General features: G+C 44.3%; 10 protein-coding genes. 8 read left to right on the top strand and 2 right to left on the bottom strand.

What is annotated here, in order from left to right:
* Positions 1-261: 261 nt before the first annotated feature.
* From Q0V21_RS23560 to Q0V21_RS23550, 3 genes are all read left to right on the top strand, one after another.
* A complete protein-coding gene (locus tag Q0V21_RS23560; RefSeq protein ID WP_301880846.1) occupies positions 262-894 on the top strand; it encodes a biotin/lipoyl-containing protein in 633 nt (210 codons plus the stop codon).
* Positions 878-2050 carry an ABC transporter permease gene (locus tag Q0V21_RS23555; RefSeq protein ID WP_301880845.1) on the top strand — a complete coding sequence of 391 codons (1173 nt, stop codon included), beginning with the start codon at positions 878-880 and terminating at the stop codon, positions 2048-2050. The genes Q0V21_RS23560 and Q0V21_RS23555 overlap by 17 nt, the downstream gene beginning before the upstream one ends.
* Before the next feature lie 225 nt (positions 2051-2275).
* Positions 2276-3448 (top strand): DUF4317 domain-containing protein, encoded by a 1173-nt coding sequence (locus Q0V21_RS23550; RefSeq protein WP_024631318.1) that lies wholly within the window; start codon positions 2276-2278, stop codon positions 3446-3448.
* 130 nt (positions 3449-3578) lie between these two features.
* On the opposite strand, the gene Q0V21_RS23545 is transcribed toward Q0V21_RS23550, so the two are convergent.
* The gene (locus tag Q0V21_RS23545; protein WP_301880843.1) at positions 3579-4523 is read right to left on the bottom strand and encodes an AraC family transcriptional regulator; all 945 of its coding nucleotides are present in this window, start codon (positions 4521-4523) and stop codon (positions 3579-3581) included.
* Between the two features lie 172 nt (positions 4524-4695).
* Here Q0V21_RS23545 and Q0V21_RS23540 point away from each other — a divergent pair, with 172 nt between their 5' ends.
* The 3 genes from Q0V21_RS23540 (at position 4696) to Q0V21_RS23530 (ending at position 9055) form a co-directional block, all read left to right on the top strand.
* A complete protein-coding gene (locus Q0V21_RS23540) occupies positions 4696-5715 on the top strand; it encodes a glycoside hydrolase family 88/105 protein (RefSeq protein WP_285079896.1) in 1020 nt (339 codons plus the stop codon).
* Between the two features lie 13 nt (positions 5716-5728).
* Positions 5729-7909, top strand: a complete 2181-nt coding sequence (gnpA, locus tag Q0V21_RS23535) for a 1,3-beta-galactosyl-N-acetylhexosamine phosphorylase (protein WP_301880842.1) — start codon at positions 5729-5731, stop codon at positions 7907-7909.
* 300 nt (positions 7910-8209) lie between these two features.
* Complete coding sequence (locus Q0V21_RS23530; RefSeq protein ID WP_301880840.1) at positions 8210-9055, top strand: GNAT family N-acetyltransferase; 846 nt, start codon at positions 8210-8212, stop codon at positions 9053-9055.
* Between the two features lie 274 nt (positions 9056-9329).
* Here Q0V21_RS23530 and Q0V21_RS23525 read toward each other — a convergent pair whose 3' ends face one another.
* Positions 9330-10670 carry a lytic polysaccharide monooxygenase gene (locus Q0V21_RS23525; RefSeq protein WP_301880839.1) on the bottom strand — a complete coding sequence of 447 codons (1341 nt, stop codon included), beginning with the start codon at positions 10668-10670 and terminating at the stop codon, positions 9330-9332.
* Between the two features lie 549 nt (positions 10671-11219).
* Here Q0V21_RS23525 and Q0V21_RS23520 point away from each other — a divergent pair.
* Both Q0V21_RS23520 and Q0V21_RS23515 read left to right on the top strand, forming a co-directional pair.
* Positions 11220-11549, top strand: a complete 330-nt coding sequence (locus Q0V21_RS23520; protein WP_024631312.1) for an ArsR/SmtB family transcription factor — start codon at positions 11220-11222, stop codon at positions 11547-11549.
* Between the two features lie 170 nt (positions 11550-11719).
* Entirely contained in the window at positions 11720-13495 is a 1776-nt protein-coding gene (locus Q0V21_RS23515; protein ID WP_301880838.1) for a SulP family inorganic anion transporter, read from the top strand.
* The last annotated feature ends 165 nt before the right edge of the window (positions 13496-13660 follow it).

The following is a 13660-nucleotide window of genomic DNA, read 5'->3' as shown; positions in this document are numbered from 1 at the left end:
TATATAAATTGAACTAAACATTTACACAAAACGGAGAGGACAGAAAGAACCTGAAGAAGCGGAGCTAAAAGCTTTCTGAAAGAAAGCTGCATCGGAAGCATATGCTTCGCCTTTATCCCCGGATTTACCCCTTTTTAAAAGGAATCAAAAAATCTGGGGATAACAGCGATCGGAAGGTTGTTCTGTCATCGGAGTGTCCAGTGTAAATATTCTTTAGTTCAACTTATATATACGAGGAATTAGAATGGGAGAGATAAAAGAATGAAGATAAAAGCAGGTTTGTATATCGGAATTGCGCTGGTGCTCATTGCTGGAGGTTCACTTCTGGCTGTGAAAGGAAAGGATGCGGTAAGTCAGGCGGAGAGCAGGAAACAAGGCATACTTGAGGCAGAGCAAACGACATTATTTTATCAAAATAGCCCTGGGGCGATTATAGAGGCGGGTGCATCTGCAGGTGACTCTGTGAAAGAGGGAGAGGTGCTGTTCAAAGTAAAATCAGCTGAGGAAGGAGAAGTGGATGTACTCGCACCGTATGACGGATTGGTCGACCGAGTTACTATAAAGCAGGGGGATCAAGTACAACCAGGAGTTCCGCTGGCGGTTCTGCAAAAGAATAACTATTACACGGATCTCTATGTGCAGGAAAGTGAAATTCAAAAGATTGAAGTGAATCAAAGCATTGATGTTCATTTTCCGTATTTGGATCAGTCAACACAGGTGAGCGGGGTTGTTACTTCCATCTCATCTTCCCCACAGTTTGCGAGCCTGCGTATGTCGCGCGAAAAAGGGCAAGCGGATCTAAGTATGTTTCTGGTCCGAATATCGATGGATTCAAATGCTGATTTGCTTCCGGGGATGACAGCAGAGGTGAAACTTGATGAAATCACTGATTGATGAGTGGAAATACGTATTGGGCAGCAAGTATGTTCGCCTGATCTTTATTGGTCCGCTTATTGCAGCCTTATTTTTCGGTTTAATGTTCTCGCACAACCAAATTAGCAAATCGCCTGTTGTTGTCATAGATGAGGATCATAGTGAATATTCACGGCAGCTGATCTCCAAAATAAATGCGTCACAATACATGAGCGTCAAAAGTGTGTATGCCAGCCGAGTGAGTCCGGAAACATTGCTTGCCAATGAACAGGCTGTAGCCGTCATTATGCTTCCCAATCAGTTGGGATTGCGTCAACAACAAGGGAAATCGACGAACATCGGCATCTTGATGGATAACACGATGCCCTCTGGGCTAACCGGGATTCGGACCGCGATTCAGGAAATTATCCAGACGGAGAATATGACCCTTTCCATGACACGTCTCGTCCAGAAAGGAATGGATGCCGAAACAGCTAAAGGAATCGTGTCGCCGTTATCCCTTCAGCAGCGGATGCTGTTTAATCCAACCTCCAGTTATGTTGGTTTTATGGTGCTTGGCTTTGTGAATATTGTAGTATTGATGATTACGACAAGCGCAGCGGGCTCGATAACGCCTCGGCTGCGTCAGGAAGGGAAGCTGTTTGCAAACGGAAAGTCACCTTTCCAGCTATGGATACGGTGTGTACCTTATGCTGTGTTGAGTTCCCTTTCACTGCTTCTATCCTATGGATTGTTAAAGCAGGTGGGGGGAATGCGATTTGAAGCGGAGCCTTATCTTTTTATCATCCCACTGGTTATTTATGCCTTCGCCTTGTCACTCCTGGGTATCTTCATTGGTTACACTGCCAGAGACATGTCCAAAGTCAGTCTACGAACCAGTTTTGTATTGTATCCGTCCTTTTTGGCTACAGGAATTCAACTAACGCCGCTGGCATTTCCAGAACCGTTTCAAATTTTCGCATGGGTATTACCAATGAACTGGCTTAACCGTCTGATTCGTGGTATGGCTTTTCGGGACGGGGATCTGGCAGCCTACAGTCAGGAGTTGGGGGCATTGCTGATTATTATTGGCGTAGTATCACTTTTGATGGGATTACTGTTTCTACGTGAAGCGAGGAAAGTTTCTCCCAGCCGTGAACTACTGTTGAATGCAGATGTGTTGCCGAGCAGCAGTTAATCGAAAACATAATTATTAAAACGAGAACAGACGCACGGGAATCATTCCTGATGCGTCTTTCTGTTTAGTTAACGCAGATGACATATAACGATAACAGTGATCGGAAGGTTGTTCAGTCATCAGAGTGCCAGTGGAAATATTCTTTAGTTGAACTTATATAGCGAAGGTTTTTTATATCGTTTATACTTGTAAGGCCAATTTACTTGAGGAGTTGTCTAACGAATCATGAATAAAAAAGAAGTCGCGCATATCCGCAAGCAGTTTAAAATGGATCATGATTTACTGAATATTTACGATATTCTCAACGTGTATATTACGAAAGAAACGAACGAGATCTATCATTGGGAGCGCCATCCGTTTGAGCTGGTAGACAGAGAGAAGCAGGAGCTGTACATGGGCAATTTCAAAAAATTGCTGACGGGTGAGCTGGATCAGAAATTGTTTGAGTTGAAGTTTCAGGAGCAGGCGGAAGAGCCGGCTCAGGTGATGCTTCACCAAGCATTGGTAACAGGAGATCCGGAGGAATGGCAGGACCTGATGCTCCTGTTGGTGGAACGAATGTTGGCAGATGCCAAGTATGAAAGGGATATGGTGATCACGTTCGTGCGTGGACAGTATTACTTGCCGACCAAGGCGCGTAATGATGAAGCGGAAGAAAGTGAGAAGAACGAAGTGTTCGCACATCCATTCATCCTGTGCAGTGTGAATTCCACGGAGAAGCAGCGGAAAACACTTTTGTTTGATTACGTGGAGAGAGAATTTAAGTACAACGTGATTGTCGATCCGGTTGTCAAATTAAGCACACCAGAGCAGGGTTTCTTGTACCCGAGTGTGACGGACAACTATTCCGATGTTAATCGTATTCTATATTGTACAGGGAAATCGAATTTCCCGGATCCGCATTTTGTTGAAAATGTATTGAATGGAGAAAGATCCGTTACAGCGCTGGAAGAACGGGCGATCTTCGAAGATATCGTGAAGGAAGTGGCCGGTGAACAGCTCGACTCAGCCACAATTGCACATGTGTACGAGGAGATCAACCGGGTCATCGAAATTAACGAAGAGTCACATGAGGAAGAACCTCCGAAGCTGGATTATAAAGACCTGGAACGTGTGTTGACGGCAAGCGGTGTAGAGGATCTGACGTCGGAGAAAGTGGAACGTGCATTTGAAACTATCGTCGATAACAAGAATTATGAAATGAAAGCGACCAGTGTGATGCCTAAGTTTACGTCCAAGTCCATTAAGATTGAAACCAAAGTTGCTACGATTTCGGTAAGCCCGCAAGACCTGAGATATGTGAAACAGGTGAATTATCAAGGCAGACGGTGTATCATGATTGAAGTGGACGAAGATGTCGTGATTGAAGGGTTTACGCTTACGACAGAGGTACTGTAGACTCGTTTATCAATCCCTTTATTCGTGTTGAATTAATGATTAATAATACAAGGAACGTAAGAAGACGCTCGAGACTCGCTCTCGAAGCGTCTTTAATTTGCCTATAAACTCTATCGCACATATCCCTTCCCTATATCCACCCTGTAAACTCCAATATGGACGCTTTCGCGGACTGCACTTCAGACTGTGCACCTTTGCGCCATTCCTTCGGCGATTTCCCCATAAGCTTGGAAAAGCAGCGATTGAAGCTGGAGATGGACTGAAAACCGACTTGTTCGGAGATCGAAAGAATGGAGGCATCCGTGGTTTTTAATTGCTTGCAGGCTTCTTCAATCCGGGTGCTATTCAGGAAATCCAGAGGTGCAGTTCCCATAATATCATGAAATTTTCTGCGAAAATGAGTAGTGCTTAGGTGGCACAGATCAGCCAGAGAATCGATGGTAATGGGCGACATATAGTTTTTGGTGATATACTCCAGAACTGGAGAAATGACAAAATCACCTTTTAGATTAGGCTGTGTTTCTTGATCTTCAAAGGTTTCACTTTGGGAATGGATTCGCAGGAGTTCGATATAAAGGGATAACAATAAGCCATAGGCACTTTCCTGATACAAAGGTTTCTTCTGCTTCAATTCCTCTACGACCGATGTCGCAAGGGTATAAATCCTCGGATGTTCCTCCCTGTTTAAAATGCAGTTCAGTCCCTTAATTGCCCACAAATTGGGTTCGAAGTTACTGCAGGCATTGCTCTTAAACGAATGTTGAAAGAGATCCTCTGGCGAGAAAAAGAGATAAGACCAAAGACTGGCTTCGTTGGGTGAACTATATGTTGTATGAGGAAGATATCTAGGGATAAAGGTCACATCACCGGCTTTAAAAGGTACAGATTCACCTTTGATCTCCATAATGCCGCTATCTGAATGGCAAATGCCAATCTCCAGATGGTTATGGAAATGGAGATGTTCACTTTTGATATCGGAGATCTTCCAGCGTTCACCGCTTAACAGCAGAATAGGAAAATGGATCGGCAAGCTGTAGTGGCGATATTCAATAATGGGCTGCTTTTTTCTGGGCACATTCGATAACTCCCATTCATAAATGATTGAAATTGCGCAGTTTTGTTGCGAATATGCTTAGATTGACACTATTTTACTGCGTACAATGGAAGAAGTAAAGCGTTTTCAAACCAAGGACGGACAGCTCTCAAGCGCATTTGGGGGCATGTGCGCTATGAGAGGGGAATCATCGATGCTGCAAGTGAAATATGATAGGGAAGAAATTTTAAACGTAATTGATAACGTTACTCAGAAAACACTGGCCATGGATTTGACGTGGGATTGGCCTTGCGGTGTGGCGTACTATGGTGTAACCAGAGCTTATCAAACGACAGGCAATCAGGAATATTTGGACAGGCTTGTCCAATGGGCGGATGAATACATTGAGCTGGGCTTGCCGGACTGGACCGTGAATACATGTGCCATGGGCCATATGCTGATTACTTTATATGAAGAAACAGGGAACCAGAAATATTGGGATATTGTGATGAGCAAGGTGGATTATCTTCAAAATCATGCACTTCGTTTCGGAGATAACGTGCTGCAGCATACCGTTTCTATTTCCAATGATTTTCCCGAGCAGGCATGGGCGGATACCTTGTTTATGGCGGCATTTTTCCTGCTCCGTGTAGGAAGCAAAATAAAGGATCAGGAAATGATCCAGGATGCTCTGAATCAATATTACTGGCATATCAAATACCTGCAGGATCCAAGCAGCGGTTTTTGGTACCACGGCTACAATAACGTCAACAAGGACCACATGTCCGGATTATATTGGGGAAGAGCGAACGCTTGGGGCGCCTACACTATGTCACAAGTAAAACCACAATTGAAGGACTGGTATCTATATCCGCAGTGCATGGACGTGGAGTGTTCACTGCGGGATCAACTGGCAGCTCTGAAGCTCGTCCAGACCGAAAATGGCTTGTGGCGTACGGTTTTGGATGACGAGGATTCTTATGAAGAGGTTTCTGCTTCCGCTGGTATTGCAGCAGCCATGATCAATAACGGCAATCCATTGCATACCAAATATGTGCAAAAGGCACTGGAAGGTATCCTGAACAACATTAGTGAAGATGGACGCGTGCTTGGTGTATCGGGCGGTACAGCGGTGATGAAGGATCGGGAGGGGTATCGCAATATTCCAAAAGACTGGATTCAGGGCTGGGGTCAGGGCTTGGCATTGGCTTTTCTATCCGACATGTTGAAATAGGGAGGGAACCACGTTGTCCAAACCAACAAAAGGCTCCTTTACACTACCGGGAGAATCCGGTTATGAGGCACTGACTTTGGAACTTGCCGAACGGTGGGGAGCCGATGTCATTCGTGACAGTGACGGCACGCAGTTGTCCGATGAGATTATTAACGCTGGGTATGGCATTTATTCGACCATCTGTATCATTCGGGATCATAACGAGTGGGCAACCCGTAATTCCGATAAGCTGCAGCAGTGTTTTCTAATTACGAATCCGAAGGTAGCTGTACAAGATTATGTATCGTTCTATCTGATGGAGGATTTTTTTGCTGAACAATTCAGGGTGAATGATTCCAAAGAGGCGTTTAAATATTGGCAGGTCTTTGACCGGACAACCGGGGAGGAAGTGCCAAGAGGGCAGTGGAATTATGAAAGGGAATCCGGCCATGTAGTAATTACCGGTATCGTCCCTTGGCATAAATACACCGTAAGCTTCATGGCCTATCGGATTTGGGAAGAGATTTCGATGTACAATCACACCACGAACCATTGGGACAAAGAGCACTTGATGCAAATTGATCCGATCTATTCGGAAACGCAGACCTATCTGCTGGACTGGATGGAAAGCTGGAGTCAGCAGCATCAGGAAACAACGGTGGTTCGATTCACCTCATTATTTTATAATTTCGCCTGGATCTGGGGCAGCGACGAGCGTAATCGCCATCTGTTCTCAGACTGGGGTTCATACGATTTTACGGTAAGTTCAAGAGCGCTTGATCTGTTTGCCAAAAAATATGGATACTCGCTTTCTGCGGAGGATTTTGTGAATGGCGGCAAATATCAGGTAAGTCATATCCCGGCTGAGCAGCGTAAGCTGGACTGGATGGCATTTATCAATGATTTTGTCATCGGATTTGGGAAGAAGTTAATTGATATCGTGCATAACCACGGCAAGCTGGCGTATGTCTTCTATGATGACAGCTGGGTTGGTATGGAGCCTTACAATGACCGCTTTCAGGAGTTTGGATTCGACGGCATGATTAAATGTGTGTTCTCCGGTTACGAGGCAAGGATGTGTTCGGGCATCAAGGTCGACACCCATGAGATAAGACTGCATCCATACTTATTCCCGGTGGGTTTAGGAGGACTTCCTACCTTTAAGGAGGGGGGAGATCCCACGCTGGATGCCAAAAAGTATTGGATCAATATAAGGCGCGCTTTGCTCAGAGAGCCGATGGACCGGATTGGATTGGGTGGATATCTGCATCTGGTTGAACCTTACCCGGATTTTGTTGATTACATCGAGAAAATTACCAACGAGTTCAGGGAAATGAAAGAGCTGCATCACGCGGGCAAGCCCTATCAGATGAAGACAAAGGTAGCGGTTCTGCATAGCTGGGGCAAATTAAGATCGTGGACCTTGTCCGGCCATTTCCATGAGACGTATATGCATGACTTGATTCATGTAAATGAAGCTTTGTCTGGCTTACCGGTTGATGTGCAGTTCATTGATTTTGAAGATATCCGTAAGGGCGCATTGCAACATATTGACGTCGTCATTAATGCTGGCTCTGCTGGTTCGGCCTGGAGCGGCGGAGCGCATTGGAATGACCACCAGTGCGTGGACCTGCTGACCAAATGGGTATATGAAGGCGGTACCTTTATTGGCATCAAGCAGCCATCGGCGGTAGAAGGGTATGACAGCTTTTTCAGAATGGCACATGTTCTTGGAGTGGATGAGGATACAGGCGCCAGAGTCGTTCATGGAAAATGGACGTATGAGGCTTGTGATGAGCATGGTTTGGTGCCTAAAGGGGCCAGCATACTTCCTAAAAATAACATTTATCTCACCGATGGATCAGCAGCTGTAGTGAGTGAAACGGATGGTATGATCACACTGTCTACACATGACTTTGGTAAAGGAAAAGGGATCTACCTGCCTTCCTTCGAATTCAGCTGGGAAAATACAAGACTGCTGCTAAATTTGATTCGATATGCCGGCAATGAATTCCATGAATCGAGGTACATTACAGATAACTTGTATACCGAGTGTGCGTATTATCCAGAAAGCAAAATATTGGTCGTCATTAACAACAGTGACCAAGTTCAAACCGCAACGATCGATACCGAGTATGGAAAACAAACCGTGGAATTAGATCCGTATGACACCAAGATCACCGAAATTGCTTTAACAAAATCGGTATCCTCTTAGAATAATGAATCAATAGACCGTATTCCTTAACTAGGGAGCGGTCTATTTTAGTTAAAAGGAATTTTACTCATGAATATTTTATAAAGCAAACCATTTGAACATTTCCACTAACTGAATAAACTAATCGAAATCATAATTTTATTCCTAATTTTTGCTCGGTTGTTCTTATTCTATAACGTTTATAGTGCGGATCTTACTGTATAGTGTTAACATTATTTAGTGGAATATTTAAATAAGGGCAGGAGAACATGAGCCCTAATATGTTATTGCTTTCATCTTTTCAAAGGAGAGAGTGCCCTGATGTACAGTTATAAAATGTTGGACAAGATAAGTTTGGAAACACTGCACGAAGCGTTTGTGGATGCGTTTTCCGATTACCAGGTTAAAATGGATTTGCCTTTTTGGAAGTTTCAACAAATGCTCCAACGAAGGGGTTATCATCCCGAAATATCTATGGGGGCCTTTAAGGATGAGAGAATGGTCGGATTTGTTATCAATGGACTTCGAAACTGGAATGGAAAGGCAACTGCATACGACATGGGGACAGGTGTTGTAAAAGAATACAGAAGGCAGGGCATAACAAGCGATCTGCTCTTGAATATAAAAATGCTGCTAAAAGAAAAAAATGTAGAGCAATATTTGTTAGAAGTCATCCAATCCAACGAATCTGCAGTTCAGCTTTACAGTAAACAAAACTTCAAAATTCAAAGGGGATTTTCATGTTTTCAGTTGCAAAAAGATAAATTCATACCGCAAACGACCTGCACGGTGGAATGTGTGGAGAGAATCGATCTGGAGCAGTTCAAGGAATTTTGGGATGTGGAGCCCTCCTGGCAAAATTCAATTGATTCCATCTACGCTGTGCCGGAAGCTTTTATCTATGTGGTTGCACGACAGAATCATAGCATTGTTGGCTATGGCATTATAGATAAAAAAACAGGTGATATTCCACAGCTCGGAGTAAGCCAAAATTACCGGGGCAAAGGTATTGCAAGCAGCATCCTGACAGAGATGGTCCAACGCACAGAATCTCCTGGAATCAGTGTCCTCAATGTGGAATCTCATCTGAAACCGACGGAAGATTTCCTGGTCAAATCAGGCTTTGCGTATCATGTTGGCCAGTATGAAATGCTCTTGGAATTATAACGCGATCGCTTTTTCAGCGTTAAGTCAGTCGTTCAGTCGTTCATGGAAGATGGACGTTTGAGGTTAGCAATGAGGTCGTATGATAACAAGATTACCCATTGGCTTGATAAATTCGGTATGGGAACGTAAAAAAGCAAGTAATAAGACGTTTCGTGAATCCTTCCGGAAGCGTCTTATTTTGCATGATGTAATAAAGCCGGTCCCATGAAAATGGACCGGCTGTGGTTATAATCAGGATCTATATGAAATTCTTTTAAATCCTCAGTCAATCCCGTTATTGCAATTGCCAGAGGGTTGGTGTTGCCGAAGGGATCCAATCCACTTGAGACTTGTGTGTAAGGAGGCATTTATACGTCAAACCATTGTAGCTGACGATGGTACCCACTGTGTACTGGGTGTTGGTTGCCCATGCAGGTGCAGTTGAAGCTGCGGCTGTTTTACCGCTGACCGTGCTTGCAGCTGATTGGTTGCCTGCCGCATCAACAGCATAAACCGAGAAGTTGTAGGTCGTGTTTGCTTCAAGATTGGTTACTGTATAGGACGTTGCCGTCCCGGATGTCGTTGTAACTAAAGTAGAGCCGTTGTAAATTTTATACCCTGTCACTCCTACATTATCCGTGGATGCCGTCCACATCAGCTGGATGCTGGATGCGGTCGGTGTTCCCATCACATGCAGCCCGCCTGGAGATGTCGGTGCAATAGTGTCATTAGCGGGAGGTGCAGTTGTGGTAACGCTTACAATATTACTGGCTGCAGATTCGTTGCCTGCTGCGTCGACTGCTTTGACAGTGAAGGTGTAAGCTGTATTTGCTGTCAGCCCCGTTACCGTATAGCTTGTAGTTGTACCGGACACATTCCCAACCAAGGTAGTTCCGTTGTAAATTTTATATCCTGTTACACCTACATTATCTGTGGAAGCCTTCCAGGATAAGGATGTGCTCGTAGCTGCAGTTGCAGTCGATACAAGAGAGGCTGGAGGTGTTGGAGCTACATTGTCAACCGGATTCGTCCCAGCGAAGTTCACGTCGATGACATTATAAAAGGCGTTGGGAGTATCCGCAACCTCCCAGACAGCTAGAATCACATGATAACCACTACGTTCGGGTACGTTGCAAGAGTTGGTGTAACTAAACGGAGGTTGCTTTCCGTCATAGGCAACGGAACAGAACGGTGTCAGGTCAAACGAATCACGGGATAGAGGTGCATTCGGATTCCAGTTCGTTTTCGTAATATAATATTTCCAGCTTGCTGTTGAATGGTTAGCTGTTAGCTTCCAAGTAAACGTATTACTGCCACTAGACATATTCACTTTCGACCAACGCGTAGCGGATTGCTCATCGAGCTTAGGGAACACACCGTTAGCACTTGCAATGTGGCCGTCCGTAGGTCCAGCACCAGGGAAGCCCTTAGGCGCTTCAAGACTTTGGGGCTCATACACGATACTGCCGCAATCCTGATTGACCCCCGAAGCACACAGTGCAGCGCGGCTTGCCGGCCCTTCTACATAGCCATGTGACAACGCCTTTGGACTGTTGAACAGCATGCTTACCGTTGAAAGCACCAGCAGACAGCAAATCAATAATAGCTTGGAAGACGGTAAAATGAATCTGAACATTAGATAGCCTCCTGTATCATTTTTTTATATAAACTCAAGTAAGAGCTTATATCGTAATTAAGGAAGTGCTATACCATTAGAGATTGATTAATAAAGAAATCGAGATACATGCAATTTTAAATGTTATTTCTAAAGTTATTGTAAAGGACGCACATTTGCTGAACAAGGATAAATTTGATAGATAATCCAGTTATTCAAGACTTAGGTAGTTATACAAAAAAGCTTGTGCGGAGAGATCATCTCTCCACAAAGGCCTTTATTTCCGACTGGATCGATAAGTTAATTTGCTATAAACGAAAGTGGATATAAGGACATCAAAAACAACGATTTAATGTTGAATAATATCAATGATTTTTCTCTTTGCATCCTTTTTCAGGAATAGGAAAAAGCACAAAGACATGATTCATTTTTGGATAAAAAGTCTGAAGTATACTTCAAGGTCAAGGCAGGGAAATGACACTTGCTCTTCGTGTTGGCTTGCTGCTCTTGTTGACTTATGTGTGATATTATATTCATACATTCAAAAGTTTGAATAAAGGGGCATTACGTATGAATCAAAGCATTCAACAGTTCAAAGCTGATTTTTTCAAAGCACTGGCGCACCCGATGCGGATACAAATTCTGGAGTTGCTTAGTGATGGAGCGAAAAACGTCAATGAGTTGCAAAGTATTCTCGGATCAGAAGGCTCCGCCGTTTCACAACAGTTGGCTGTGTTACGCAGTAAAAACGTTGTCCAGGGAATCAAGGAAGGAACCACGGTTATCTACTCACTTCGTGACCCTCTAATCAAGGACCTGCTGACAGTCGCCAAGCAGATTTTTGATAATCATCTGGTCGACGCCATTTCGATGCTTGAAGACATTCGAAAAGATACTTAAACACAATAAACAAGGGGAACCGGGAGGCAAGTGCAGGGAACTTCTTGTTTTTTTGCGTTATGATCTGGTTGGCAAAAGTGAGCATTACGATTGACAGGGGCCGTCCTTGGGAGTAGTCTTTTTATTATATTCAAATATTCAAATATATAAAGAAAAGAAGGTTAAAATAGATGAAATGGATGGGGAGATTTGCAGGATACAATGCATCCGCTTTTCGCAAGGATTTGTTATCAGGGTTGATTGTGGGCATTATTGCAATTCCGCTGGGAATGGCATTTGCTATCGCTTCCGGAGTTAAGCCGGAGTATGGCTTGTACACGACAATTATTGCAGGGATTCTCATTTCCTTGCTGGGTGGGTCCAAGTTCCAGATTGGCGGGCCGACAGGTGCATTTATTCCGATTCTCTTCGCAATCGTGATGCAGTACGGATATGAAAATTTATTGATTGCCGGGATTATGGCCGGAATAATGCTGGTACTAATGGGGCTGTTGAAGCTCGGTGTGTTAATCAAATTTATACCTCGGCCAGTGACCGTCGGTTTTACCGCTGGTATCGCCGTCATTATTTTCAGTGGGCAGATTGCTAACTTTCTGGGACTGAGCAGGATTGAGAAACATGAAGATTTTTGGTCCAACATGAAGGAGATCGGGATGCATATCTCAACCGTTAATTTATACAGCTTGCTGACAGCAGGCAGTTGTCTGGCTGTAATTTTGCTTGTGCCGAGATTTGCACCAAAGGTGCCTGCATCACTGGTCGGGCTGGTACTATCGACGGTAGTCGCAGCGTTCTTTTTTGAAGGCCAGGTTGCTACGATTGGATCGTCCTTTGGCGCCATACCAAGCTCCTTGCCTCAGTTTCATGTGCCGGAGATCACTTGGGAGCGAATCGTGAACTTGCTACAACCGGCCTTTGTTATCGCCATGTTGGGTGGAATCGAATCGTTGCTGTCTGCTGTTGTTGCCGATGGCATGACTGGAAGTCGCCATAACAGCAATCGGGAGCTGATTGGACAGGGGATTGCTAATATGGTGACACCACTATTTGGGGGTATTCCTGCAACAGGGGCGATTGCGCGTACGGCTACGAATATTAAATCCGGGGCTGTATCACCATTGTCGGGGGTTATTCATGGCGTAGTGGTCCTGCTGGTACTTGTTCTATTCGCACCGTATGCTTCGCATATTCCACTTGCCAGTATGGCTCCAGTCCTGATGATGGTTGCCTGGAATATGAGTGAACGGAGATCGTTCATACATGTGTTAAAAACGAGAACAAGCGATTCGCTCGTGTTACTCATCACCTTTTTGCTAACTGTATTCACAAGTTTAACAACGGCTGTAGAGGTTGGATTGATTCTGGCTGTTCTGTTATTTGTGAAGCGCATGAGTGAGATGTTGAAGGTTGCCAAAGTGCTGCCTGATCCCGACCATAAGCACGAAAAAGTAATGGCTCACATGGTTCATGACGGTCATGACTGTCCTCAAATGAGCATGTATACGATTGAAGGTCCATTATTTTTTGGAGCAGCGGACACGTTTGAGAAATCGGTCATGGATTCAATTCATCGGCGGCCAGGCATTTTACTGTTGCGCATGAGTAAAGTCCCCTTTATCGACACCACAGGTGAATCCAATTTGGCCAGTATATTGAAACATTTTGAGCGATCAAACGGAATAGTTCTATTTTCTGGAATCCAGGCCCAGCCGATGGAGATGCTGAAAAGAACGGGTTTGGCTGAACGAATAGCTCCTGACCATATGTTTGAGCATACAGGTGAGGCAATCGATTATGCTTTATTACATCTGGATCATCAGAAATGCTTGGGATGCAAACATTTTGCCTTTCGTGAATGTGCCACATTGTCGAGCGCAGGGGCTCTTCCTGAGCGTAAAGGTGTGCTGGAGCCGGGGATACGAACCAAGGCAAATAGCCCTGTATAATCCGCTGAATAGGGACGGAACGTTAGGGGGAGAGGGACTATTCTTTTAATAAAATATACATTCTGGAAAATAAATGAAAAATATACTATATTATAGGTTGATAGATGAGAGATTTATTTATTCTGTAACTAGAGTAAAGATCATACCAAACATAAGGAGCATACA

It is taken from the genome of Paenibacillus sp. 11B (assembly GCF_030487755.1).
GTDB classification, from domain to species: Bacteria; Bacillota; Bacilli; order Paenibacillales; family Paenibacillaceae; genus Paenibacillus; species Paenibacillus vandeheii.
This window is presented reverse-complemented; position numbering and strand designations above follow the sequence as displayed.

What these genes read in the sequence shown, in the direction of transcription:
- Q0V21_RS23525 (WP_301880839.1), bottom strand. Translation starts at nt 10,670, where the DNA reads ATGTTCAGATTCATTTTACCGTCTTCCAAGCTATTATTGATTTGCTGT.
- Q0V21_RS23540 (WP_285079896.1), top strand. Translation starts at nt 4,696, where the DNA reads ATGCTGCAAGTGAAATATGATAGGGAAGAAATTTTAAACGTAATTGAT.
- Q0V21_RS23530 (WP_301880840.1), top strand. Translation starts at nt 8,210, where the DNA reads ATGTACAGTTATAAAATGTTGGACAAGATAAGTTTGGAAACACTGCAC.
- Q0V21_RS23560 (WP_301880846.1), top strand. Translation starts at nt 262, where the DNA reads ATGAAGATAAAAGCAGGTTTGTATATCGGAATTGCGCTGGTGCTCATT.
- Q0V21_RS23550 (WP_024631318.1), top strand. Translation starts at nt 2,276, where the DNA reads ATGAATAAAAAAGAAGTCGCGCATATCCGCAAGCAGTTTAAAATGGAT.
- Q0V21_RS23520 (WP_024631312.1), top strand. Translation starts at nt 11,220, where the DNA reads ATGAATCAAAGCATTCAACAGTTCAAAGCTGATTTTTTCAAAGCACTG.
- Q0V21_RS23515 (WP_301880838.1), top strand. Translation starts at nt 11,720, where the DNA reads ATGAAATGGATGGGGAGATTTGCAGGATACAATGCATCCGCTTTTCGC.
- Q0V21_RS23555 (WP_301880845.1), top strand. Translation starts at nt 878, where the DNA reads ATGAAATCACTGATTGATGAGTGGAAATACGTATTGGGCAGCAAGTAT.